This window comes from Microbacterium testaceum StLB037, from assembly GCF_900104345.1.
GTDB lineage: Bacteria > Actinomycetota > Actinomycetes > Actinomycetales > Microbacteriaceae > Microbacterium > Microbacterium testaceum_A.
This window is the reverse complement of the sequence record NZ_FNJN01000001.1, coordinates 520762-542644: the sequence shown is the minus strand read 5'-3', so window position 1 is coordinate 542644 and position 21883 is coordinate 520762. Positions and strand designations below refer to the sequence as shown.

The window sequence follows — 21883 nt, the reverse complement described above, 5'->3', positions numbered from 1 at the left end:
CACCGCAGGCGACCTCGCAGAACGGGCTGAAAACTCCCCCGGGTCGGTCAGGCGACAGGCTCGTTCAGCGCTTCTTCCACGCGTCGAAGCGCCACCTTGCCTCCCTGCGTCAGAAGGTTCCGCTCCTCGGGGTGGTCTCGGAAGAAGCGCAGCACCACGGCGACATCGTTCGGGTCCGCTCCGAGGTACAGAATCGAGGCGAGGATCGGGGGCGAGCCGTTCGCGTCCGTGATCGACAGCTTCGCGGAAGGCGCGGCGACGACAGCGATGTCTGCGATGTCCTCCCACATCAGGTGGGCGTCTCCCGCACCGCGGATGCCGTGGATGCCCAGTTCCGTCAGTTCGAGCCCCGCGGGCAGCCGAGCCGACCAGAGCATGCGTCCGAGCGTCACCAGGCCGATCACTGCGATGACGCTCGTGCCGACGACGATCGACCATGACGCGCTTCCGGCCAGACCGTTGATGAGCCCGTAGACCATCGCCGCGGCCGGAGCGAGGGTGGACGCGGCAGCCGCCACCATCCAGCCGCCGCGCGAAGCGCGCGGTTCGAACCAGAGCGACGGCGAGGAGGTGTCGATCAGGAGACGACGTTCCTTGAGGTATCTCAGTTGCATGGCGACCCCGGTCACGGCAACGACGATCATCAGGCTGATCGCGGCTATGACGAGCTGCACACCCGGTATCCCCAACACCGCCGCGAAGAAAGCGCAGACGGCGGCAGCGATGTAGGCGCCCGAGAATGCAGAACTCGCCTTTCCCTGTCGCACGTTCAGAGATACGCGCGTTCGCACGTCGGCAGGAAGTTTCAACGTGGTGGCAGTGAGCGGCATAGGTGTGGCGATTCCCGTCTGGATAGGAAGAGCCCGCGTCGGGCTCAGCCTTTTGCGTCCTGCCGCGCGCGGAGGACATCGTTGGCGCGGCGGACGGCCTCCGCGCCTCCCTCGGCGAGAAGAGGTCGTTCGGTCGGATTGTCCTTGTAGAACCGCAGGAGGGCGGCCGCGCGCTGTGGGTCCGATCCGAGCATGAGAAAAGGTACGGCGAAAACGGGAGATCCCTCGGCGTGCGCCAGACCCAGGCGGGCGACGCGCCCCGGTTCAACGGTGATCTCGCCGACCTCGTCCCATCGCCAGTGCACGGGACCCACGCCACGGATGCCGTGGATACCAGACGGGGTCATTTCGATCCCCGGTGCACGCCGCAGGCGCCACAGCATCACGACGAGACCGCCTGCGGCCAGCGCGGCGAGGAGGTAAGGGCCACGCCGCACCAAAACGGACGGCATTGTCTCGAGCCCCAGGATGTCGGTGGCGCCCTGGGCCACAGCGGGAAGAAAGAGGACGAGGAGAAGAACCACGACCGCGACGGAAGGCGATGCAGGCGGCCGCAGCCACAACGAGTGAGATGAGTCGTGAAACCGCACCACGCCCGTCGTCATCGTTCGGGAACGCACGATAGCGACGACCGCAGCTGCGCAGACCACGATCACGAGCGACGCCATCACGAGGCGCAGTCCGAGCCGGTCGTCGGCAGCGGTGATCACCGCCGGGGGGACCGCGAACAGGAGGATGATCGGCGCGAACCGCCCAGGAGGACGACCGTCTCGTAAGAGCGAAACGGGCTCAACTCCCGGATCTTCAAGACGTGGGTGCGTTGTGACGAGGCCCATTCTGGGTTCCCCTAAGCCGTGTACGCCGGCAGGCCGCGCCGCCCGATCCGCTTCACGCCATCTTCGAACTGAACCATCCGAACGCCCCCATTCGTGTGTGGCGATCACCGTATCAGGACCCACGGACACGGAAGACCGGTCACCCCACCCTGAGGCCCACTCAGTCTTCCAGTAAGGTAACCCTTGCCTAACCCAGAGCCGCGGCATCCCCTTCCGAAAGGACATCTCGCCATGCCCTCGCGCCCCTCTTCCCGCCTCGCCCTCGCCGCCTTCGCCGGACTCGCCCTCGTGCTCTCCGGGTGCGCGAGTGGCGCGGCATCCCCCTCCGATTCCCCCGACACCGCGACGCACGAGGTCACGCACGCCCGCGGCACCACCACGGTGACCGATGCTCCCGAGCGCGTGGTCACGCTCGAGCCGCTCGAGCTCGACACCGCGGTCGCGGTCGGCATCACCCCGGTCGGCGCCGCTGTCGCCAACATGGTCAAGGGCGTGCCGAGCTACCTCGGCGTCGAGGGTGTCACGCCGGTCGGCACCGTCAGCGAGCCCGACCTCGAGGCGATCGCGTCGCTCGAGCCCGACCTGATCCTCGGAACCGAATCCCGCCACTCGGCCCTCTACGACCAGCTCAGCGCGATCGCCCCGACGGTGTTCATCGCCACGCAGGCCGATCCCTGGCGCGACAACGCGGCGCTCATCGGCGAGGCTCTCGGCCGCGAGGACGAGGTGAAGAAGGCGGTGGATGCCGTCGACACCCGCTGCGGTGAGATCAAGGCCGCGCATTCGCTCGCAGGCAAGACCGCCGAGATGATCCGCCCGCGCGATGAGACGACGCTGAGCCTGTACGGCCCGGTCTCGTTCGCCGGGAGCCTGCTCGAGTGCGTCGGCTACACGATCCCCGACCACGCGTGGGAGGACGGACTGCAGGCCGACATCTCGCCCGAGAACATCGCCAGCGCCACTGCCGACGCCGTCTTCGTCACAACCACCGACGTGGCCGACCGCTCGACGATCCCGGCCGCGATCGCGCAGAACACCGCGGCATTCCCCGTCGTGACGCTCGTCGACACGAGCACGTGGGTCGCGGGAGTCGGCCCCAAGGGCGCGCAGTCGGTGCTCGACGACATCGAGACCTTCCTCGCCTCCGCGAAATGACGGCCGCGCACGTGCAGGCGGCGCCCGCCGCCCGGCCCGCGCGCATCGGCAGGACCGCCGCCGCAACCCTCGTCCTGGCGGCGGTCCTCGCCCTCGCGATCGCGCTGTCGCTCATGATGGGCGCGAACCCCCTCCCCTGGTCGGCGGTCTGGGCCTCGCTCACGGGAGCCGGCACCCCCGACAGCGACTTCGTCGTGCAGGGACTCCGCGCCCCCCGCACGATCGCCGGGCTCGTCGCCGGCGCCGCGCTCGGGGTGGCGGGCGCGCTCATGCAGTCGTTCTCGCGCAATCCGCTCGCCGACCCGGGCATCCTGGGCGTCAACGCGGGGGCCGCGTTCGCCGTCGCTCTCACGGTCGCGGTCTTCGGCATCCGGAACTCTTTCCTTCTGGTGTGGCCCGCGTTCCTGGGGGCGCTCGTCGTGGCCGTCGCGGTGGCGGCCGTCGGCTCGGCGGGGCGCGGGCGAGCCGACCCCATCCGCCTCGTGCTCGCGGGGGTAGCCGTGGGAGCCGTGCTCTCGGGTGTCACCTCGGGCATGATGCTCAGCGATCCCGACGCGTTCGACACCATGCGCGGGTGGAACGCCGGGTCGCTGCTCGGCCGCGGGCTCGAGGTCATCGTGCCGGTGGTGCCGTTCGTCGTGGTCGGACTCCTCGTGGCATTCGCCCTCGGCCGTCCCCTCAATGCGCTGGCGTTGGGCGACGATCTCGCCCGGGCACAGGGCACGCGCGTCGGGGCCGCGCGGGTGGCATCCATCGCCTCGGTGACCGTGCTCGCGGGAGCCGCGACCGCCCTCGTCGGTCCCCTCTCGTTCGTCGGGCTGATGGTGCCGCACGTCGTGCGATGGATCGTCGGACCCGATCAGCGCCGCATCCTGCCCCTCAGCGCCCTCGCCGCACCGATCGTCGTCCTGCTGGCCGACGTGCTCGGCCGCGTGATCATCGCCCCGGCCGAGGTGCCGGCTGGGATCGTGACCGCGTTCGTCGGCGCTCCCGTCCTCATCGCGCTCGCGCGACGACGAAGGGCCCGCGCACTGTGACCGCCGTCCTGAGCCCGCCGCGTCTCGCGGGTGTCCGTCTGCGTCCCCGAAACGTCGTGGTGGGAGCCGCCACCGTCGCCGCCATCTTGCCCCTCGCGGTGCTCTCGCTCGGGTGGGGCACCTACCCGGTGGCCCCGGATGCCGTGATCCGCGCGCTCCTCGGAAGCGGCACGGCCCTCGACACCACCGTCGTCGTCGGGTGGCGGCTGCCCCGCGTGCTCGCCGCCGTGACCCTCGGGGCGCTCCTCGCGATCGCGGGGGCACTGTTCCAGACGGTCACCCGCAATCCGCTCGCCAGCCCCGACATCCTGGGGCTGTCGAACGGCGCCTTCACGGGCATGCTGATCACGCTCGTGCTCGTGTCGTCGTCGTGGCCCGCGCGGGCGGCGGGCGCGTTGGTCGGGTGCCTCGCGGCATCCCTCCTCATCTGGCTGCTCGCGTATCGCGGGGGCATCCAGGGCTTCCGGCTCATCGTGGTCGGCATCGGCGTCTCGGCCATGCTCGCCTCACTCAACACGTGGATGCTGCTGCAGGTCGAGCTCGAGACCGCCATGTTCGCCTCGGCGTGGGGGCACGGTTCACTCAACGGCGTGACCGCCGACGCGCTCGGCGGGGTGCTGCTGTGCGCGCTGCCCGTCGCCCTCGCGGCGTTCGCCCTCGTCCCATCGCTGCGTCAGCTCGAGCTCGGCGACGACCTCGCGACCGCCACCGGTGTGCGCCCGCACCTCGTGCGCAGCGTCGCCCTGCTGATCGGGGTGGTGCTCGTCGCCGCGGCCACCGCGATCGCCGGGCCCATCGCCTTCGTGGCGCTGGCGGCTCCGCAGATCGCGCGGCGCCTCGCACGTTCGCCATCGTTGTCGCTCACCCTCTCGGGGCTGGTCGGGGCGCTGGTGCTCTTGGCATCCGATGCCGTCGCCCAGCACGTCCTGCCGGTCACCCTTCCCGTGGGCGTCGTCACCGTCTCGGTGGGCGGCTCGTACCTCATCGTCATGATCGTCTCGGAGATCCGCCGCCGTGCCTGACATCACCGCCCCCCTCACTCGCCCGTGGGAGTACAGCGCCTTCGCCGTCGAGGTCAGCGCGCGCGAGATGCTGTCACCGAACTTCCTGCGCCTCACGTTCGCCGGCGACGCGCTGCATCACTTCGCCCCGTGGGGCGTGGATCAGCGCATCAAGCTGGTGCTGCCCCTGCCGGGTGGAGGCCTCGCGGACATCGGCCTGCTGGACGAGCCGACGCCGCACCCGTCCGAGTGGTACACGCGCTGGAAGGCGCTGCCGGTCGCGGAGCGCAACGTCCTGCGCACCTACACCCCCGCGGCGATCCGTCCGGACGCCGGTGAGATCGACGTGGACTTCTACCTGCACTCCCCCGAAGGGCCTGCCTCGCGGTGGGCGCGCGCCGCGCGCGTCGGCGAGTCGGTCGTGATCACCGGGCCCGACGCGCGGAACGGGTGGACGGGATACGGCATCCACTGGCAACCGCCCGTCCTCGGCACGTTCCTCCTCGTCGCCGACGAGACCGCGATCCCCGCGGTCCGCAACATCGCGGCGGCCCTCCCGCCCCAGGCCCGTGGCATCGCGATCGTCGAGATCGGCGACGCCGCAGACGACGTCACCGTCGCCCGACTCGGCGATGCCGTCGACGTGCGCGTGGTCGCCCGTGGCGAGACAGAAGCGGCCGTCCGCGCCTGGGGTTCCGCCGGAGCCGATTACGCCTGGCTCGCCGGGGAGGCGGCCGTCGTGGCCGCCTCACGCCGCGTGCTCGTTCGAGAGCTCGGAATGCCGCGCGAGCGCGTGTCGTTCCTGGGGTACTGGCGCGCGGGAGGGGCGCTCGTCGACTGAGCCGGCCCGGGAGCGGAGATGAGACGATTCTCATCCTGTTCAGCCGTATTCCGACCTACCCTCGTCTGTGGATAAGTGACGATTGCCGCGCGCTGTGGAGGAACGTCTACCGCGCGTGGCCCGGGTGGGGGCACAGCGTGTACGGATCACCGGACGAAACGCTCGGGCGGATCGAAGAAGACACGCGTCGCGCGCAGGAACGCGGCGAGAAGCTGCCGGTCCTGCAAGCCGCGATCAGAGAGGTCCGAGCGAAGGCGGTGGCGCGTACCCGCGACATCTCCGTCGAGGTGGACGCGGCGGGGGTCATCCACGACCTCGACATCGCCGACGCCGCGCTCGAGCGCGGAGGCCGCCGCGTCAGCGCCGAGGTGATGGACCTGATCGCGAAGGCCACGAAGGACGCCCGCATCCGCACCCTCGAAGTGACCACCCAGATCATGGGCGAATCGGACCCCATCGTCGGCGTCGTGGCCGCGGAGCTCATTCCCGACCAGGAAGACGACGGAGTGACGCGCCGAGGAGGCCTGCGATGACCCCGCAGATCCGGATGGATGCCGACGTCATACTGCAGCACGCGTCGCGCGTGCAGCAGCTCGCTTCGGACGCCGCCGAAGCGGCAGCCGCCCTGAAGAGCGTGAATCTGGGCGGCGGGGCGTTCGGTGTGATGTGCGCCTGGATCGTCCCACCCGTCGGTCTCGTCTCGAGCGCGGTCTCGCAACACATCAACGGCGCCGAGGGCGTCCTCGAGCGCACCGGCCAGGAGTTGCAAGGTGTCGTCGCCGACTTCGACGCCTACGAAGAGGCCGTGGTCCAGGCGACCAGGAGTCTCGAGGGAGGCCTCGGATGAGCACCTCTCTCGTCGCAGCGCCCGTCGACACGACCTCGGCGTTCTCGGGCGCCTTCATCGTCACCGATGGACAGGCCCTGGCAGACGCCATCCGGAGCGGAAACTGGGTCGAAGGCGGGATCGCCGGCTTCTCGGCCGCGATGGACACCGTCGCCGCCGTGATGGACCCCATCGGCACGCTGATCGCCAACGGTCTCGGCTGGCTGCTCGACCACATCGAACCGCTCAAGGGCTGGCTGAACGACCTCACCGGCAACGCGGCTGAAGTGCAGGCCTTCGCCGCCACGTGGAACAACGTCGGCGCACGCATGAACGAACTGGGCGTCACCGCCCAGAACCGCCTCGCCGACCTCGACGGGCTGTCGGGAGAGACCATCACCGCGTACACCGCGCACGTGCAGGGGCTGTCGCAGCACCTGACGACGTCGGGCCAGTGGGCGGGGGCGATCTCGACGGGGTTGTCGATGGCGTCGTCGCTCGTGCAGATGACCCACGACCTGGTACGAGAGGCGATCAGTCAGATCGTCGGCATGGCGATCTCGGCCGCCATCACCGCGGTCGCGACGGTCGGCCTCGCGACGCCGGTGATCGCCGCGCAGGTCGGTTCGCGGGTCTCTGCGCTCGTACCGCGCATCAGCAAGACCATCACCACCGTCGTGAACGCCTTCACCAAGCTGCGCGGGCTCGTCGAGGAGCTCAGCAGCATGGCCGGTAAGGCGCTGCAGTTGTTGACGAAGTGGGCCGGGGGCGGCAAGGGAGCCTCGACGGTCGAGCATGTCGTCGAGACGGTTGCCGACGCCCGCCCCTATCTGAAACCCGGATCGCGCCCCTCGTTCAGGAAGGGTGTGGTGGAAGAGGTGTGGGAACGCGCGAAGGGACCAGATGGAATCGTGCGAGACCCACACACCTTCGAACCGATCGATTGGGTGCCGGGCCAGCCGCGACGGGGCGTTTGGGATATGGGCCACGTTCCGGATCAGAAGTACCATACGATGTGGCAACGTTATGTAGATGGCGAGTTGACCCCGGCAGAATTCCGCGATTGGTACAACTCTCCAGAAAATTACGTGCCAGAACTCCCCGCGACCAATAGAGGCCATAAGTACGAGTAATGGATATCTTCCTCACCGCTTACCTGAAGTCAGAAGAAGAATTTTTGGAGTCGTTCAAGCCGGGCGACGCCAACAAAACGGACGAGAATGGACGCGGACTCGTTCTCATGTCCCTGCAGAACAAACACCTGCCAAGCCGTTACGCGATCAGCAATTTCTTGCTCGACCAGGGAGCTCCTGCAGACACCACTGGCAACGGCGGCGCTTCCGCGCTGCATATTCTGTTCGGGCAGGTCTCTCACGACATCGAGCAAGACGTTAGGCTCGCTCGGCGTCTCATTGCGGGCGGAGCAGACATCAATCACGCCGATGATAACGGTCGCCTTCCTTTTGTTGACGTGATCTCGATGAAGTTCACTGACGAGGATCTGCAACCGATATACGATCTGTGGTTCGAACAGCCGAACCCAGACTTCACATCGGAGTCACGGTTTGGACTATCTCCTCTCAGCGCAGCGAGAAAGCTCCCCTTCCGAAGTGAAATCCTGTCCAGGATGGAGAACCATGTCCTCGACAACTCCTGAGTTCGTCCGCGAGTCCGGAGCGTCCATAGCGTCCCGGCGCGTCCTCGACGGCAGCGCGCCCCTCAAGTGGGCCGTTCGCGAGGCTCCGTCGAACCCGTCCGACAACGGGTGGCGGTTCTTCTCCGAGATCGACGACGAGTCATATCTCGATGACCCGTCGAACCTCGAGGTGGCGTCCTTCAACACGATCGCGGCTATCGAGCCGGCCGTGATCCCACTGCTCAACATGCCGGTGGGCACAGACCTGGCCATCATCCGAGACCGAGGGGCGATCCGCTTCGTCGACAACGAGACGGGACGCGAAATACCTGCGTCCGACCTCGGCTGACAGCGAGAGCATCATGCGCGCGCACGAACGAGCCGAGGACGACATCTGGATCGGGCCTGGACATGATCGGACTGTTCGCGGCTCAGGAAAGCTGGCTCGACAGATTCATGGGCTACGCCCCCTACGCCGAAGCCGCTGAGAGGTACGGTGCCCTGAACTCCCCCGCCGATTTCGACGAGATCTACGCCCCACCGCTGCCCCTCCCGGCGGGAGGCCCCAAGGGGGTCGAGCACCTGGACGTGTCCGCATCTTCGAGCACATCGGGCTCGCCGAGCACCTTGCCGGCCCGATTCCGTTCGCGGGATAGCTTTCCCGGGCGGGCACCGACGCCGAAACGGTGCGCGGAGGACTTCTAGACAGTCACAGGGATGGATGACCATGACATTCCGGCCATTCGAAGATTTCACACCGATCGCCCCGACCTCGGCCGCGACGATGCAGAAGTACTCGGGACTCCTCGAAGAAGCCGTGCTCGAAATGTGGCAGATCCACGGATTCGGATTAGCGGCCAACGAATTTCTGAAGGTCATCGACCCCGACTACCACCGGGAGATGGTCGGAGAGTATCTGCCCCACCGGGATATGGTTCCCCTCTTCGCAACCGGCCTCGGGGACATCGTGGTCGCCTCGGGAGGCGGTTACCAGGTGCTGCAGTACTACTCCGGCGGACTCGACCCCCTGCCCCCAGAGCACGGCGGCACCCTCCCCGAGTCCGACGGTTCCGTCGTGCCCGTCGTGTGGTGACCGCTCGACGCTCGGAAAGAGTCCCCTCCCCTCTACCCCGTGGCCGCGGAGCCGTGGGTTCGATCCGCCGTCACCTGGAGGACGGGGCGGTAACAGGAGCCGGATCACGCCTCCCCTGTCAGTCGAGCACCAGCTCGATGTTCCGGTGATCCCGGAACACCCTCACCACCAGCTCGAAGTACGTCTCCCCCACGCCCGACTCGAGCGCGTCCAGAGCACGCTGGGCGGTCGCCGCGGAGTACACCTCGGGCCGGGCGAGCTTCGCGCGGTAGTACTCGCGCGTCTCGTCGATCCCCAGCGCTTCCCGCGCGATGTCGGCCCGCTTCCACACCACCAGCGCCGGCTCCGCCCCGTCGAGCACCCCGAACCCGCCGTACAGCAGGTCGTCGAGGGCGTCGAGGCTCTCGCCCAGCGTCCACTCCTCGTCGGGCATGAACACGCGGTTCAGTTCGGCGTAGAGCGACGGGATGCCATGTATCGCCGCCCCGTCGATCTCGAGGGTGCGCGGGGTCATGGCATCCGTCCTTCTGGGTGGTGGAAGTGAACGACGAAGGGCCGGACGCCTGTCGGCATCCGGCCCTCTCGTGCGAACCTCGCTCGGAGGTTCCGGACGACTAGTTGCCGCCGTTGATCACCGACAGGTACGACCCGAAGGGGCGCGCGGTGTCGAGATCGGCGAAGTCGTCGGCAAGGCCCTCGTGAGGCGTGTTCTCGTTCTGCATGAACCAAGTGTCCGCGAGCGGCCCTCGTCGCGGAGGGTGGTTGACAACCGCCTAATATCTCGCCTAGCTAACTACTCTTCCTTCTAGAGACTGGATGCGCTGTTCGAGGAAGGCGATGTAGTCGGCCATGTATGCGAGCTTCGCCTCGAGACGGTCGAGCCGCGGGCTGATGTGGCCCTGGTTGTAGTGCAACGGGGTGTTGAGGGGTACGTCCGCGTCGATCTTCGCGAGCACGGTGCGCAGCGGGTTCGAGCCATCGGCGGCATTCGTCATGACGCCAGCGTAGGCGCGCTCAGGCGCTCGGCGCCTGATCCGTCCCGGCCAGCACCGGTGCGAGCATGATGATCGCGGCGCCCACGAGCGCCACCGCGGAGCCGACGTAGTCCCACACGGTCGGCCGGAAACCGTCGACGACGATCCCCCACGCCAACGAACCCGCGATGAAGACTCCGCCGTAGGCCGCGAGCACGCGCCCGAAGTTCGCCTCGGGCTGCAGCGCCGCGACGAACCCGTAGGCGCCCAGGGCCAGGATGCCGAGCAACGCGAGCCACCACCCGCGGTTCTCGCGGACGGCCTGCCACACGAGCCATGCCCCGCCGATCTCGGCGATCGCGGCCACGGCGAACAGGATCACGATGCGCGCGGTGGTCATTCCGCCATTATCGACCGCGCCGCGCGAGCGGCCCCTACCGTGACCGACCGGGTTACGCCGGAAAACCGGCAGATGACGGGTGCGAAACATTTGGGAGGACTGCGCTTTGCGGCCGCTACGGTTCCCTCAGGAGGTACCCATGACTCGACCCCGCACGGTGACCCACACCTACACGCTGGCGGGCGGCTGGCAGAAGGCGCACCACGGACCCCTGACGGCGGAAGTCGCCGAGAACCTGCGCCGCTCCGGCGTCACCATGGTTCGCGCGCGCCGAGGGCTCTTCGACAGCCGCGAGATCTCACTGCGCGACTATCCGCCACGACGGGCTGAGGCGCCCGTCTCGCCTCACTGAGCGTGGTCAGCGGCCGGGGCGGAGCAGACCGCTCTCGTACGCGGCGATCACGAGCTGCGCGCGGTCGTGTGCGCCGAGCTTCACCATCGTGTTCTTGACGTGCGTTTTCGCCGTGTGCGGCGAGATGTACAGCTCGCCCGCGATCTCATCGTTCGAGCGTCCGCGCGCGACGAGCAGCAGCACCTCACGTTCGCGATCGGTCAACGCCTCGAGCGACGGTGGCGCGCCCACCTGCGCGGGCGCCGCGCGCACCCAGGTCTCGATGAGCGCGCGCGTCGCCGTCGGTGACAGAAGCGCTCCGCCCTCGTGGACCGCGAGCACGGCGCGGACGATGTCGTCCGGCTCGGCGCCCTTGCCGATGAAGCCACTGGCCCCGGCACGCAGCGCCGAGACGACGTACTCGTCCTCCTCGAAGGTCGTCAGAATGAGCACCCCGGTGTCGGCGAGGGCGGGGTCGGCGCAGATCACCGCGGTGGCGTCGATGCCGTCCATCCGCGGCATCCGGATGTCGCACACCACCACATCGGGGCGGAGGCGCCGGGCGAGCTCGACCGCCGCCTCGCCGTCGGCGGCCTCGCCCACGACCGTGATCCCCTCGGCCGCGTCCAGCAGGTCGCGGACGGCGGAGCGGATGAGCGACTGGTCGTCGACGACGATCACGGTGGTCACGGGGCAGTCTCCGATCGGACGGGGGCGGGGAGGGGAAGACGCGCCGCCAACCGGAAGCCCCCGGGGGCGAGGCCGGCGTCGAGCTCGCCGCGCACGGCGTCGACCCGCTCGCGCAGGCCGATGAGCCCGAATCCCGACGTCGGCGGCGCCTCGGCGGGCTCCGGCATACGATCCAGGGGGTTCGTCACCACGACTTCGAGCACGTCCCCATCGCGACGCATCAGCACGTGCGCGCGACGGGTGGTGCCGTGCTTCACCGCGTTCGTGAGTCCCTCCTGCACGACACGGTAGGCCACGATGCCGATTCCGATCGGGATGCCGCTGCCCTCGGCATCCGTCCCGATCTCGTCGCGCACCACGACGTCCCACCCCGCCATCCGCACCGACTCGACCACCTCGGGAACACGCGCCAGGCCTGGCTGCTCCCGCGCCGCGGCCTCGTCGGGAGCGCGGAGCACGCTGAGCATCGCCCCGATCTCGCCGAGCACGTCGCGCGAGGTGGTGCGGATGGTGGCGAGGGCATCGCGTGCTTTCTCGGGCCGCGTCTCGAGTGCCGACGACGCCACCCCCGCGTTCAGGCTGATCACCGAGATTCGGTGGGCGACCGCGTCGTGCAGGTCGCGCGCGATGCGCAGGCGCTCCTCGGTGACGCGGCGCCGAGCCTCGGCCTCGCGGGTCTCTTCGGCTCGTCGCGCCCGCTCCTCCACCGCCTCGACGTAGGCGCGACGCGAGCGCGCGGCGTCGCCGATCGCTCCGGCGAGGGCCAGGGCCAGCCCGACCTGCAGGAAGCGCGTGTCGACCCCGCTGACGAGCGAGACGGTGATGCTCGTGGCCGTCGTGGCGATGACCGCCGCGAGGATCGCGGGCACCGACCGTCGGCGTGCGGTGCACTGCGCGACGGTGTACGCCGCGACGATCATCGCGAGGGTCGCTCCCGGCGACTGCGTGCCCAGCAGGAGCGCCCCCAGGTACAGCGCGACGCAGGCGGCGAGCGCGAGCCGCGGTCTCGCGCGACGCATCGGCAGGACGAGCGCCGGCAGCAGGACGAGCACGAGGGCGACGGGGTGAGAGGGGCGCAGCTCTGCGAGCGGGAGCGGGGCGAAAGCGGGCCCGACCACGAGAACGGCGAGGCCCAGGTCGGCCAGCCACGGACGCGCGGTCCGGAACGCCCGTGGCGCGGACATCGTGGTCTCGGGAGCGCTCACCGGTCCAGTCTGTCGCCTCCTGCGGCCCCGGGCGATCGCCCCGGCGGGTCATTCGCGAATACCCCCGTGGGGGGAGTCGTCCTCCCCGGCGGTGGGACGCGGCATCCGGGGTCCGAGCGCGAGGGTGGGGTCATGGCATCCGATCCCGCTCCCCCACTCCTCTCGGTCACCGACCTGCACAAGTCGTATGGTCGCGGCTCCGCCCGCTTCGACGCCCTGCGCGGGGTGACCCTCGACATCCACCGCGGCGAGAGCATCGCCATCCTCGGCAAGAGCGGCTCGGGCAAGTCGACGCTCATGCACCTGCTGGCTCTGATGGACGCGCCCACGCGCGGCGCCGTGCTCCTCGACGGAGTGGATGCCACGACCCTGCGCGGACGCCGGCTCAACCGTACGCGCAACAAGACGTTCGGCTTCGTGTTCCAGCAGTTCTTCCTGACGCCGAGCGCGTCGGTGTTCGACAACGTCGTGCTGCCGCTCAAGATCGCGGGGGTGGGCCGCGGCGAGCGCAAGCGCCGGGGGCTCGCCGCCCTGGCCGAGCTCGACATGGGCGACAAGGCCCGCAACAAGGCCACGGCCCTCTCGGGTGGGCAGAAGCAGCGCGCCGTCATCGCCCGCGCCCTGGTGAACGACCCGCAGGTGATCTTCGCCGACGAGCCGACCGGAAACCTGGATTCGGCGACCGGAGCGGTGGTCGAGGACATCCTCTTCCGCCTCAACCGCGAGCACGGCATCACCCTCATCATCGTCACGCACGACGAAGACCTCGCGGCCCGGTGCGACCGGCGCGTGCAGATCCGCGACGGACTCATCGTCGCCGAGGAACGGAGCGCGGCATGAAGACCCTCGATCTGGTGAGTACCGCCGTCGCCAACACGTTCCGCTCGAAGACGCGAACGATCCTCACGGTCCTGGCGATCTTCGTCGGCGCCTTCACCCTGACCATCACCAACGGGCTCGGCACCGGTATCAACGCCTTCATCGACAGCACCGTCAGCGCGATGGGCGCCTCCGATGCGCTGACCGTGACCAAGACGAGCACCGATGCCACGGCATCCACCGCTCCTCAGAAATACGATCCGGATGCCATCTCGTCGGGGCGTCAGGCGGGCCCTCCCGGAACGACGAGCGAGGTGACCGCGCTGACCGACCAGGACATCACCGAGCTCGCGGCGGTGCCGGGGATCGCGAAGGTCGCGCCGGTCACATCCGTGACGATCGACTACGTGCAGGCGCCGGACGGCGACCCGTACGTCGCCCGGGCCGGGAGCCTCGTGGCGGGGCAGACGCCGCAGATGGGCGCGGGGGTGGCGCCCGACGACGGTTCGCAGGCGCTGCAGGTCGCCCTCCCCGACGCGTTGGTCGAGCCGATGGGCTTCGCCGACGCCGACGCGGCCGTGGGCGCCACCGTGACCATCGCGGTCACCGATCCGGTCCGCACCCAGCACACGGTCGAAGCGACCGTGACCGGGGTGACCGAGGAGGCCTTCGGCAGCACCACGACGCTGACGACGAACGCAGCCCTCGAAGACGCCCTGTCGGCCGCGCAGAACACCGGCGTCCCCGCCGACCAACTCGACCGGTACGCCTCGGCGAGCGCGACGATGACAGCGGGCGCGAACGTGACCGACGTGAAGGCCGCGCTCACCGACGCCGGCTACACGGGGACGACGGTCGCCGATCAGCTGGGCACGTTCGAAGCGGTGATCAACGGGATCGTGCTGGTCTTGAACGCCTTCGCGATCATCGCCCTGCTGGCGGCGAGCTTCGGCATCGTCAACACGCTGCTGATGTCGGTGCAGGAACGCACGCGCGAGATCGGCCTGATGAAGGCGATGGGCATGGGGAGCGTGCGCGTGTTCTCGCTGTTCAGTCTCGAGGCGATCTTCATCGGCCTGCTGGGCAGCGCGCTCGGCGCGGTCGTGGCGATCGGGGTGGGGACGGCGGTCAGCGCCCAACTCGCGACGAGCCTGTTCAGCGACCTGCCGGGGCTGCAGCTCATCGCCTTCGATCCGGTGTCGATCGTCGTGACCACGCTCGCGGTGATGGGCATCGCGTTCCTCGCCGGAACCCTGCCAGCGGCTCGCGCCGCCCGCGCCGATCCGGTCGAGTCGCTGCGGTACGAGTGAGACGAGGGCCGGTGCACAGGGACACCCCCGGTGCACCGGCCTTCGACGCGTCGACCGGCGTAGCGTGGGTTCCGCCACTCGACGCCGAGGGAGAACATGGACGCCGACGTCATCATCATCGGAGCGGGACTCGCGGGTCTCGTCGCGAGCGCCGAACTCGCCCGCGCGGGCAAGAGCGTGATCATCGTCGAGCAGGAGAACGCCGCCAACCTCGGTGGGCAGGCGTTCTGGTCGTTCGGGGGGATCTTCCTCGTCGACTCCCCCATGCAGCGGCGGCTCGGGGTGAAGGACTCCCTCGACCTCGCCTGGCAGGACTGGCAGGGCTCCGCCGGGTGGGACCGTCTCGACGGCCCGCACCCCGAGGACGAGTGGGCGCAGAAGTGGGGCCGCGCGTACGTCGAGTTCGCCGCCGGCGAGAAGCGCTCGTGGCTGCAGCAGCAGGGCGTGAAATTCACCCCCGTGGTCGGGTGGGCGGAGCGCGGGTCGCTCACCGCCGGGGGCCACGGCAACTCCGTCCCCCGCTTCCACGTGCCGTGGGGAACGGGCACGGGCATCTCGGAACCCTTCGCCGACAGGGCGAGAGCAGCGGATGCCGTGGACCTCCGCTTCCGTCACCGGGTCGACGGACTGCTCGTCAGCGACGGCGCCGTCACCGGGGTGCGCGGCGCGATCCTCGCCCCCGACGACGCTCCCCGCGGGGTGTCGTCGTCACGCGAGGTCGTCGGCGCGTTCGAGCTGTCGGCGCAGGCCGTCGTCATCGCCTCGGGCGGGATCGGCGGCGACCACGAGCGCGTGCGCCGGTGGTGGCCCGAGCGGCTCGGCACTCCCCCGCGCACCATGGTGACCGGCGTCCCCGCCCACGTCGACGGACGCATGCTCGACATCGCCGCGGATCAGGGCGTGCGCCTGGTGAACCGCGATCGCATGTGGCACTACACCGAGGGGCTGCAGAACTGGAACCCCGTGTGGCCGGGTCACGGCATCCGGATCCTCCCCGGTCCTTCCTCGATGTGGCTCGATGCCCGCGGCCGTCGCTTGCCCGCGCCCGGGCTACCCGGATACGACACCCTCGGCACCCTGAAGCTGCTGCGCACCACCCCCGACCTCGTCGACCATGACTACTCGTGGTTCGTGCTCGACCAGACGATCATCAAGAAGGAGTTCGCGCTCTCGGGCTCGGAGCAGAACCCCGACATCACCAACCGCGACCTGGCCCTGCTGCTGCGCACGCGACTCGGACGCGCCGCTCCCGGCCCGGTCGAGGACTTCAAACGCGAGGGCGCCGACTTCGTCGTGGCCGACACCCTCACCGAGCTCGTCCGCGGAATGAACGCCCTCACCGGAGACGACCTGCTCGACGAGGACGCGATCCGTCGGCAGATCGAGGCCCGTGACCGCGAGGTCGTGAACCCGTACTCGAAAGACGCGCAGACCATCGGCATCCAGAACAGCCGTCGCTTCCGCGGAGACCGCCTGTTCCGCACGGTTCCCGCCCACGCGATCCTCGATCCCCGCCATGGACCGCTCATCGCCGTCCGGCTCTGGATCGTCACGCGGAAGACCCTCGGCGGAATCCAGACCGACCTCGACGGTCGCGCCCTGGACGAATCCGGGATGCCGATCCCCGGCCTCTACGCGGCGGGCGAGGCCGCGGGCTTCGGCGGCGGCGGGGCCCACGGGTACAACGCCCTCGAGGGGACCTTCCTCGGCGGGTGCCTGTTCACCGGGCGGACGGTGGGGAAGGCGCTGGCGCGGGCGGTGTGAGGGCGGGCATCATCGCTCGCGGTGACATGTGTCACCGACACAACGACAGAGGGCCCCGCGCGATGCGGAGCCCTCTGGGGTGGGTGGTCGTGCGGGCGTCAGGCCCGCGCGGCCGCCGAGGTCATAGGGCACTCGAACGGGTCGCGGGCGGCGAGCCCCACCCGGTTCAGGTAGCGGATCACGATGCCGTACGACTCGAACAACGTGGTCTCGACGTAAGGGACGTTAAGCGTCTGGCTGTGCTCCTTGACGATCGCGCGGGCCTTGCCGAGGTGCGGGCGCGGCATGTTCGGGAACAGGTGGTGCTCGATCTGGTAGTTCAGGCCACCCATGAGCCAGGTGGCCCACCAGCCACCGGTGATGTTGCGCGAAGTGCGAACCTGCTTGCTGAAGAAGTCGAGCTTCGCGTCGGGGGCGATGACGGCCATGCCCTTGTGGTTCGGGGCGAACGAGGCGCCCATGTAGACACCGAACACGGCGAGCTGCACGCCGAGGAAGGCGAAGGCCATTCCGAGCGGCAGGAAGACGAACACCGGAGCGACGAAGACCGCGAAGCGCAGGGCGATGATGCCGAGCTCTGCCCAGCGGCCCTTGACGGGCTCCCGCGAGAGCAGGTGGCGCAGACCGATGACATGCAGGTTCGCACCCTCGAGGGTCAGCAGGGGGAAGAACGCCCAGCCCTGGCGCTGGGTGATCCAGCGCTGGATGCCGCGGGCCTTGGCCGCGTCGACGTCGAGGAACGAGATCGTGTCGATCTCGATGTCGGGGTCCTTGCCGACGCGGTTCGGGTTGGCGTGGTGGCGCGTGTGCTTCGATGTCCACCACGACAGGCTCATACCGACCACGCCGGCCGCGAGCCACAGGGCGAGGCGGTCGTTGGCCTTGCCCGAGGCGAAGATCTGCTTGTGCGCGGCCTCGTGGGCGAGGAACGCCACTTGGGTGAACAGGATTCCGAGGGCTGCGGCGATCAGCAACTGGAACCAGCTGTCGCCGAGCAGGACGAACCCGGTGATCGCGCCGGCGAAACCGAGGGCGAGGACGACCCCGACCATCGCGTAGAACCGGCGGGCGCGAACGAGCAGGCCCGTTTCGCGGACGACCTGCGACAACTCTGTGTAGGCCTTGGCCATGGGCGGGAACTCCGTCGTTCCCTTGTAGGTCTGACGGATCGGTCCCATCCGGGACTCGATGACGGGTGCAGCCAATGCGTGCTCCTCGGTGGGGGTGACCGAAGTCTCGAAGCCGGGGGCAGATGCCGACGACTTGGTGGCCACGCTACGGGGGCCGTATGCGCGGAGGCGTATACGCTCATCCCGCGACCGGCGGAAATCCGCGTATTCCCGGGAGGGAGCCTGCATTCTGTGCAGGACATTGCCAGGCTCGAGCGGACCCCGTTCTCACAAGCGTGATGGCAGCACAACCCTGTCGGCGTTTCCGGTCGATCCGACGTACACCGGTCGCTATGGCACGGCAGAAGACCACTCGCACCGCACCTCCCCCCGAGGACGGCGAGAAGCCCGACTCCCCCACCGATCTCGAAAAACGGTCGTGGGGGTACATCCTCAAGAAGACGCTGCGGGAGTTCTCCGCCGATCAGTGCCTGGATGCCGCAGCGGGTCTGGTCTACTACTCCGTGCTGGCGCTGTTCCCGGCCCTTCTGGCCATCTTCTCGGTCCTGGGCGTCGTCGGCCAGGGGGACGCAGCCGCGGGAGCGATCACCGATGTCGTCCGGCAGGTGGCACCCGGGGCGGCGGACGCGCTGAGCGGACCGCTCGAAGAGATCGCCTCGTCCCCCGGCGCCGGGTTCGCGCTCGTCTCGGGCATCGTGCTGGCCCTCTGGTCGGCGTCGGGATACGTCGGGGCGTTCAGTCGCGCGATGAACCGCATCTACGAGATCGAAGAGGGCCGGCCCTTCTGGAAGCTGCGCCCCATGCAGCTCGTCGTCACCGTGATCGCCGTCGTCTCCCTGACCCTCGTGGCTCTCGGCCTCGTCATCTCGGGTGACGTCACCTCCGCCATCGGCAGCGCCCTCGGTCTCGGCGAGGGCGTGCAGATCGCGTGGGACATCGCGAAGTGGCCGGTGATGCTCTTCGTCATCGTGTTCCTGGTCGCCGTCCTCTATTACGCCACGCCGAATGCGAAGCAGCCGAAGTTCCGGTGGATCAGCCTCGGCGCGATCGTGGCGATCGTCGTCCTGGCCCTGGCCACGGCCGGCTTCGCCTTCTACATCGCCAACTTCTCGAACTACGACCGCACGTACGGCTCTCTCGCGGGCGTCATCGTGTTCCTCCTGTGGTTGTGGATCGCGAATCTCGCTCTGCTGTTCGGCGCGGAATTCGACGCCGAGCTCGAGCGTGGCCGGCAGCTGCAGGCGGGCATCGCCGCCGAGCGCGACCTCCAGCTGCCCGCTCGCGACACCCGCAAGAGCGACAAGCAGGACGAGAAGGAGCGTGAGGACATCGACGAGGGCCGTCGCATCCGTCTGGGCGAGCCCGAGAAGTCGGACGCGCCACAGCCGAAGAGGCGACGGCGCGGACCGTTCGGGAGACGGAAGTGACGCGCGCGGAGGTGACGCGGTGACGGTGAAGAAGCTGTGGCTGGTCCGCCACGGCGAGAGCGAAGGAAACGTCGCCGCGTCGAAGGCCGAACGCGAGGGCTCAGCCGTCATCGCCCTCGACGCACGCGATGCCGACGTCGCCCTGTCCCCCGTCGGCGAGGAGCAGGCCCGGGCGCTGGGCACCTGGCTGGCGGTCAACGGCCCCTCCATCGACGAATACTGGGTGTCGCCGTACCGTCGCGCGCGTCAGACGCTCGCTCTCGCTTCGGACGATGTCGCAACCGGCTCCCGGCCGCGGGTGGACGAGCGGTTGCGCGACCGAGAACTCGGCATCCTGGATCTTCTGACGACCCGCGGCGTCCACGAACTCCATCCGGAGGAAGCGGCGCGGCGTCGGCACCTCGGCAAGTTCTTCCACCGGCCGCCCGGCGGCGAGTCGTGGGTCGACGTCGCTCTGCGGTTGCGGTCGTTCCTGGCGGAACACCTGGAACGACCGGTCGACTCGGCGGTGATCGTCGCACACGACGCGGTGATCATGCTCGTGCTGTACATCCTGCTGCCGATGGACGAGGCGGAGCTGCTCGCTTTCGCGGCCGTGCACACCGTCAGGAACGCGTCGGTCACCGAACTCGTCCGCACGAATGACGGGTGGGAGCTCGTCACCTTCTCCGACACCACTCATCTTGAAAGCGCAGGCGCCGATGTCACCGTCCACTCCGGAGAGACCGATGCCCCCCACCGTTGAGAAGGTCTCGCGGGCGCTGCTGCGCGAGTGGGGTCTGCCCGATCCCGGGTCGAAGAAAGCCCGCGGGCAGGTCGTCGTCGTCGGTGGCTCACCCCGGTCGCCCGGCGCCGTGCTGCTGTCGGCCGAGGCGGCGCTCCGCGTCGGCGCGGGGCGGGTGGGCCTGGCGGTTCCGCCCGAGACCGCGGTGGGCCTCGGCACTGCCATGCCCGAGGCCGGGGTATACGCCTGGGGAGGGGATGCCGACTCCCTCGACGAGGGACTCCGTTCGGCGCTCGAGTCGGCGGACGCGGTGCTGTTCGGCCCGGGCTTCGACGATCCCGACGTCACGCGCGCGGCGCTGCTCGCGATCGCTCGTGTCGGCGTGACGCGGCTCGTGTTGGATGCGTTCGCCCTCGGCATCCTGTCCGATGTCGATCGCTCGCTCCTGCCCGAGGACCTGCTCATCAACGCGAATGAGGAAGAGGCCGCGCTCCTGCTGGAGCGCGACCTCGGCGAGGACCGCGCCGCGGACATCGCCGAGATCGCCGACCGCTACCGCGCCGTGGTGCACTGCTTCGGGACCGTGGCCACCCCCGACGGGCGGGTGTGGCAGGCCGAACCCGGCAGCGGAGGACTCGGCACGGCCGGCAGCGGCGACGTGCTGTCGGGCTGCATCGCCGGGTTCGCCTCGCGCGGGCTCGAGCCGGAACGCGCGGCGGTGTGGGGCGGGTGGACGCACGCGCGTTCGGGCGACCGTCTGACCAAGCGCGCCGGCGTCGGGTTCTTGGCGCGGGACCTCCTGGGCGAGGTGACGGCGGTGGTGCGGGATGTGGTGGGGTGAGGGGTGCTTTCCGTTCTGGAGCCCGAGGTGGCGACGCCAATGCTGACGCTCAGACGGGTCGGCCCTGCGGGCTGCCTCAGAGCTGCTCCGAATGCCCCTCCATCTGTTCCCGGCGGTACTTGCGTAACGCGGAGAGAACCGCTCCGCGAATGACGAGCCACGACACCAGGGCCGAGATCCCACCGATGATCACAGTGGACGGGAGGGCGATCATGAATTCGTCGAAATCGAACATGGGGCTCACCCTATGAGCGACATAGTGACGACCTCTCGGACACCCCCGAGAAACGACGAAGGGCCGGAAACTCTTGCGAGTTCCGACCCATTCCGTCGGGATGACAGGATTTGAACCTGCGACCCCTTGACCCCCAGGCGTCCAAACGGTTCAAATCTCACCGAAAACTGTGTGTTTCCGCGGGTCAGATCATGCAGAGCACGTCACGAAACCACCCTAGAAAGGCGCTCAGCGTCGCGCTCCGCCTATTACGCCGGTGGGTTCGAGATCTCAGGTTCCCGGCGGCGACCAGAACGACGGTGTTCTTCTATACCGCGAATACCGTTCCGCATACCAGGCAATGCACTCGGCTAGTCGAATCCTCGGGCACCTTCAGCGGTTCATTCGGGTGGCACGGCGGCTCAACCATCACCATGTCATCCGGCTCGACAAGCGAGTCGGGCGTCTCGATGTCCAAGCTGAATGACGAGTTCGGCTTGTAAGTGAAGCCCTTCATGCCCTTGAACAGATCCGACATTGCATCCTTGACGACCTGATCAATGGCGCCCCCTGCACTGCCGTACCCGTACTCGAGTTGCGCCGGTGTCCACCACGAATCGAGGCCAGACGGCTCACCACAAAGCGGGCAGAAATACTGTGTCGCCGGCTCGGCATTCGGGTCACCCTCATTGTGACTGAACCACTTGAACTCTCGCTCACAGCTCGGGCACTCGCGGCGAAGGAAGCCGTCGCTGTCTAGCGGCAGACTCACGGGGATTCGAATCTCTTCATCCAATGT

General features: G+C 68.9%; 27 protein-coding genes. 17 read left to right on the top strand and 10 right to left on the bottom strand.

Going from position 1 to position 21883, the window contains the following annotated elements:
• Positions 1-47: 47 nt before the first annotated feature.
• Both BLS25_RS02535 and BLS25_RS02530 read right to left on the bottom strand, forming a co-directional pair.
• Complete coding sequence (locus tag BLS25_RS02535) at positions 48-674, bottom strand: hypothetical protein (RefSeq protein WP_074694292.1); 627 nt, start codon at positions 672-674, stop codon at positions 48-50.
• A gap of 200 nt (positions 675-874) precedes the next feature.
• On the bottom strand, positions 875-1540 hold the full coding sequence (locus BLS25_RS02530; RefSeq protein WP_074694291.1) for a hypothetical protein: 666 nt from the start codon (positions 1538-1540) through the stop codon (positions 875-877).
• A 357-nt stretch (positions 1541-1897) separates the two neighbouring features.
• Here BLS25_RS02530 and BLS25_RS02525 point away from each other — a divergent pair, with 357 nt between their 5' ends.
• From BLS25_RS02525 to BLS25_RS02475, 10 genes are all read left to right on the top strand, one after another.
• Positions 1898-2821 (top strand): ABC transporter substrate-binding protein, encoded by a 924-nt coding sequence (locus tag BLS25_RS02525; RefSeq protein WP_056227587.1) that lies wholly within the window; start codon positions 1898-1900, stop codon positions 2819-2821.
• Positions 2818-3858: a FecCD family ABC transporter permease gene (locus BLS25_RS02520; RefSeq protein WP_074694290.1), complete on the top strand. Its 1041-nt coding sequence runs from the start codon at positions 2818-2820 to the stop codon at positions 3856-3858. The genes BLS25_RS02525 and BLS25_RS02520 overlap by 4 nt, the downstream gene beginning before the upstream one ends.
• Positions 3855-4880: a FecCD family ABC transporter permease gene (locus BLS25_RS02515; protein WP_081349652.1), complete on the top strand. Its 1026-nt coding sequence runs from the start codon at positions 3855-3857 to the stop codon at positions 4878-4880. The genes BLS25_RS02520 and BLS25_RS02515 overlap by 4 nt, the downstream gene beginning before the upstream one ends.
• Positions 4873-5700: a siderophore-interacting protein gene (locus BLS25_RS02510; RefSeq protein WP_256335511.1), complete on the top strand. Its 828-nt coding sequence runs from the start codon at positions 4873-4875 to the stop codon at positions 5698-5700. The genes BLS25_RS02515 and BLS25_RS02510 overlap by 8 nt, the downstream gene beginning before the upstream one ends.
• Before the next feature lie 137 nt (positions 5701-5837).
• Positions 5838-6233 carry a YbaB/EbfC family nucleoid-associated protein gene (locus BLS25_RS02505; protein WP_074694289.1) on the top strand — a complete coding sequence of 132 codons (396 nt, stop codon included), beginning with the start codon at positions 5838-5840 and terminating at the stop codon, positions 6231-6233.
• The gene (locus BLS25_RS02500) at positions 6230-6547 is read left to right on the top strand and encodes a hypothetical protein (protein WP_056227581.1); all 318 of its coding nucleotides are present in this window, start codon (positions 6230-6232) and stop codon (positions 6545-6547) included. Before BLS25_RS02505 ends, BLS25_RS02500 begins: the two co-directional genes overlap by 4 nt.
• Positions 6544-7659 (top strand): HNH/ENDO VII family nuclease, encoded by a 1116-nt coding sequence (locus BLS25_RS02495; protein WP_074694288.1) that lies wholly within the window; start codon positions 6544-6546, stop codon positions 7657-7659. Before BLS25_RS02500 ends, BLS25_RS02495 begins: the two co-directional genes overlap by 4 nt.
• Positions 7659-8183: an ankyrin repeat domain-containing protein gene (locus tag BLS25_RS02490; protein ID WP_074694287.1), complete on the top strand. Its 525-nt coding sequence runs from the start codon at positions 7659-7661 to the stop codon at positions 8181-8183. Before BLS25_RS02495 ends, BLS25_RS02490 begins: the two co-directional genes overlap by 1 nt.
• Positions 8164-8511, top strand: a complete 348-nt coding sequence (locus BLS25_RS02485) for a DUF2185 domain-containing protein (RefSeq protein ID WP_074694286.1) — start codon at positions 8164-8166, stop codon at positions 8509-8511. The genes BLS25_RS02490 and BLS25_RS02485 overlap by 20 nt, the downstream gene beginning before the upstream one ends.
• Positions 8512-8889: 378 nt before the next feature.
• Complete coding sequence (locus BLS25_RS02475) at positions 8890-9255, top strand: hypothetical protein (RefSeq protein ID WP_074694284.1); 366 nt, start codon at positions 8890-8892, stop codon at positions 9253-9255.
• Positions 9256-9373: 118 nt separating this feature from the next.
• On the opposite strand, the gene BLS25_RS02470 is transcribed toward BLS25_RS02475, so the two are convergent.
• The 3 genes from BLS25_RS02470 to BLS25_RS02460 form a co-directional block, all read right to left on the bottom strand.
• Positions 9374-9769, bottom strand: a complete 396-nt coding sequence (locus tag BLS25_RS02470; RefSeq protein WP_056227556.1) for a barstar family protein — start codon at positions 9767-9769, stop codon at positions 9374-9376.
• Between the two features lie 271 nt (positions 9770-10040).
• Positions 10041-10250 carry a hypothetical protein gene (locus tag BLS25_RS02465; protein WP_074694283.1) on the bottom strand — a complete coding sequence of 70 codons (210 nt, stop codon included), beginning with the start codon at positions 10248-10250 and terminating at the stop codon, positions 10041-10043.
• Between the two features lie 19 nt (positions 10251-10269).
• A complete protein-coding gene (locus BLS25_RS02460) occupies positions 10270-10629 on the bottom strand; it encodes a YnfA family protein (protein ID WP_056227553.1) in 360 nt (119 codons plus the stop codon).
• 139 nt (positions 10630-10768) lie between these two features.
• Between BLS25_RS02460 and BLS25_RS02455 the strand changes: the two genes are divergently transcribed.
• Positions 10769-10981: a hypothetical protein gene (locus BLS25_RS02455; protein ID WP_074694282.1), complete on the top strand. Its 213-nt coding sequence runs from the start codon at positions 10769-10771 to the stop codon at positions 10979-10981.
• A 6-nt stretch (positions 10982-10987) separates the two neighbouring features.
• On the opposite strand, the gene BLS25_RS02450 is transcribed toward BLS25_RS02455, so the two are convergent.
• Both BLS25_RS02450 and BLS25_RS02445 read right to left on the bottom strand, forming a co-directional pair.
• Positions 10988-11650 carry a response regulator transcription factor gene (locus BLS25_RS02450; RefSeq protein WP_074694281.1) on the bottom strand — a complete coding sequence of 221 codons (663 nt, stop codon included), beginning with the start codon at positions 11648-11650 and terminating at the stop codon, positions 10988-10990.
• Positions 11647-12855 (bottom strand): sensor histidine kinase, encoded by a 1209-nt coding sequence (locus BLS25_RS02445; protein WP_081349651.1) that lies wholly within the window; start codon positions 12853-12855, stop codon positions 11647-11649. Before BLS25_RS02445 ends, BLS25_RS02450 begins: the two co-directional genes overlap by 4 nt.
• A 132-nt stretch (positions 12856-12987) precedes the next feature.
• On the opposite strand from BLS25_RS02445, the gene BLS25_RS02440 reads away from it, so the two are divergent.
• The 3 genes from BLS25_RS02440 (at position 12988) to BLS25_RS02430 (ending at position 16748) form a co-directional block, all read left to right on the top strand.
• Complete coding sequence (locus tag BLS25_RS02440; protein WP_074694280.1) at positions 12988-13695, top strand: ABC transporter ATP-binding protein; 708 nt, start codon at positions 12988-12990, stop codon at positions 13693-13695.
• Complete coding sequence (locus BLS25_RS02435; RefSeq protein WP_074694279.1) at positions 13692-14984, top strand: ABC transporter permease; 1293 nt, start codon at positions 13692-13694, stop codon at positions 14982-14984. The genes BLS25_RS02440 and BLS25_RS02435 overlap by 4 nt, the downstream gene beginning before the upstream one ends.
• 96 nt (positions 14985-15080) lie before the next feature.
• Positions 15081-16748: an FAD-binding dehydrogenase gene (locus BLS25_RS02430; RefSeq protein WP_074694278.1), complete on the top strand. Its 1668-nt coding sequence runs from the start codon at positions 15081-15083 to the stop codon at positions 16746-16748.
• A gap of 98 nt (positions 16749-16846) precedes the next feature.
• On the opposite strand, the gene BLS25_RS02425 is transcribed toward BLS25_RS02430, so the two are convergent.
• Positions 16847-17926, bottom strand: a complete 1080-nt coding sequence (locus BLS25_RS02425; protein WP_074694277.1) for a fatty acid desaturase family protein — start codon at positions 17924-17926, stop codon at positions 16847-16849.
• A gap of 284 nt (positions 17927-18210) precedes the next feature.
• Here BLS25_RS02425 and BLS25_RS02420 point away from each other — a divergent pair, with 284 nt between their 5' ends.
• Genes BLS25_RS02420 through BLS25_RS02410 form a run of 3 tightly spaced genes read left to right on the top strand, consistent with a single transcriptional unit; the run spans position 18211 to position 20870 of the window.
• Positions 18211-19305 carry a YihY/virulence factor BrkB family protein gene (locus tag BLS25_RS02420; protein ID WP_074694276.1) on the top strand — a complete coding sequence of 365 codons (1095 nt, stop codon included), beginning with the start codon at positions 18211-18213 and terminating at the stop codon, positions 19303-19305.
• A gap of 19 nt (positions 19306-19324) precedes the next feature.
• The gene (locus BLS25_RS02415; RefSeq protein ID WP_074694275.1) at positions 19325-20050 is read left to right on the top strand and encodes a histidine phosphatase family protein; all 726 of its coding nucleotides are present in this window, start codon (positions 19325-19327) and stop codon (positions 20048-20050) included.
• Positions 20034-20870: an ADP-dependent NAD(P)H-hydrate dehydratase gene (locus tag BLS25_RS02410; RefSeq protein ID WP_074694274.1), complete on the top strand. Its 837-nt coding sequence runs from the start codon at positions 20034-20036 to the stop codon at positions 20868-20870. Before BLS25_RS02415 ends, BLS25_RS02410 begins: the two co-directional genes overlap by 17 nt.
• A 76-nt stretch (positions 20871-20946) precedes the next feature.
• Here BLS25_RS02410 and BLS25_RS16795 read toward each other — a convergent pair whose 3' ends face one another.
• Both BLS25_RS16795 and BLS25_RS02405 read right to left on the bottom strand, forming a co-directional pair.
• Positions 20947-21105: a hypothetical protein gene (locus BLS25_RS16795; RefSeq protein ID WP_176786295.1), complete on the bottom strand. Its 159-nt coding sequence runs from the start codon at positions 21103-21105 to the stop codon at positions 20947-20949.
• A gap of 307 nt (positions 21106-21412) precedes the next feature.
• Positions 21413-21880, bottom strand: a complete 468-nt coding sequence (locus BLS25_RS02405; RefSeq protein ID WP_218128155.1) for a hypothetical protein — start codon at positions 21878-21880, stop codon at positions 21413-21415.
• Between the last annotated feature and the right edge of the window lie 3 nt (positions 21881-21883).

Coding starts and splice junctions, on each gene's coding strand:
- BLS25_RS02525 (WP_056227587.1), top strand. CDS start 1,898: ATGCCCTCGCGCCCCTCTTCCCGCCTCGCCCTCGCCGCCTTCGCCGGA.
- BLS25_RS02520 (WP_074694290.1), top strand. CDS start 2,818: ATGACGGCCGCGCACGTGCAGGCGGCGCCCGCCGCCCGGCCCGCGCGC.
- BLS25_RS02500 (WP_056227581.1), top strand. CDS start 6,230: ATGACCCCGCAGATCCGGATGGATGCCGACGTCATACTGCAGCACGCG.
- BLS25_RS02495 (WP_074694288.1), top strand. CDS start 6,544: ATGAGCACCTCTCTCGTCGCAGCGCCCGTCGACACGACCTCGGCGTTC.
- BLS25_RS02490 (WP_074694287.1), top strand. CDS start 7,659: ATGGATATCTTCCTCACCGCTTACCTGAAGTCAGAAGAAGAATTTTTG.
- BLS25_RS02485 (WP_074694286.1), top strand. CDS start 8,164: ATGTCCTCGACAACTCCTGAGTTCGTCCGCGAGTCCGGAGCGTCCATA.
- BLS25_RS02475 (WP_074694284.1), top strand. CDS start 8,890: ATGACATTCCGGCCATTCGAAGATTTCACACCGATCGCCCCGACCTCG.
- BLS25_RS02470 (WP_056227556.1), bottom strand. CDS start 9,769: ATGACCCCGCGCACCCTCGAGATCGACGGGGCGGCGATACATGGCATC.
- BLS25_RS02465 (WP_074694283.1), bottom strand. CDS start 10,250: ATGACGAATGCCGCCGATGGCTCGAACCCGCTGCGCACCGTGCTCGCG.
- BLS25_RS02460 (WP_056227553.1), bottom strand. CDS start 10,629: ATGACCACCGCGCGCATCGTGATCCTGTTCGCCGTGGCCGCGATCGCC.
- BLS25_RS02455 (WP_074694282.1), top strand. CDS start 10,769: ATGACTCGACCCCGCACGGTGACCCACACCTACACGCTGGCGGGCGGC.
- BLS25_RS02440 (WP_074694280.1), top strand. CDS start 12,988: ATGGCATCCGATCCCGCTCCCCCACTCCTCTCGGTCACCGACCTGCAC.
- BLS25_RS02435 (WP_074694279.1), top strand. CDS start 13,692: ATGAAGACCCTCGATCTGGTGAGTACCGCCGTCGCCAACACGTTCCGC.
- BLS25_RS02430 (WP_074694278.1), top strand. CDS start 15,081: ATGGACGCCGACGTCATCATCATCGGAGCGGGACTCGCGGGTCTCGTC.
- BLS25_RS02425 (WP_074694277.1), bottom strand. CDS start 17,926: ATGGGACCGATCCGTCAGACCTACAAGGGAACGACGGAGTTCCCGCCC.
- BLS25_RS02420 (WP_074694276.1), top strand. CDS start 18,211: ATGGCACGGCAGAAGACCACTCGCACCGCACCTCCCCCCGAGGACGGC.
- BLS25_RS02410 (WP_074694274.1), top strand. CDS start 20,034: ATGCCCCCCACCGTTGAGAAGGTCTCGCGGGCGCTGCTGCGCGAGTGG.
- BLS25_RS16795 (WP_176786295.1), bottom strand. CDS start 21,105: ATGTTCGATTTCGACGAATTCATGATCGCCCTCCCGTCCACTGTGATC.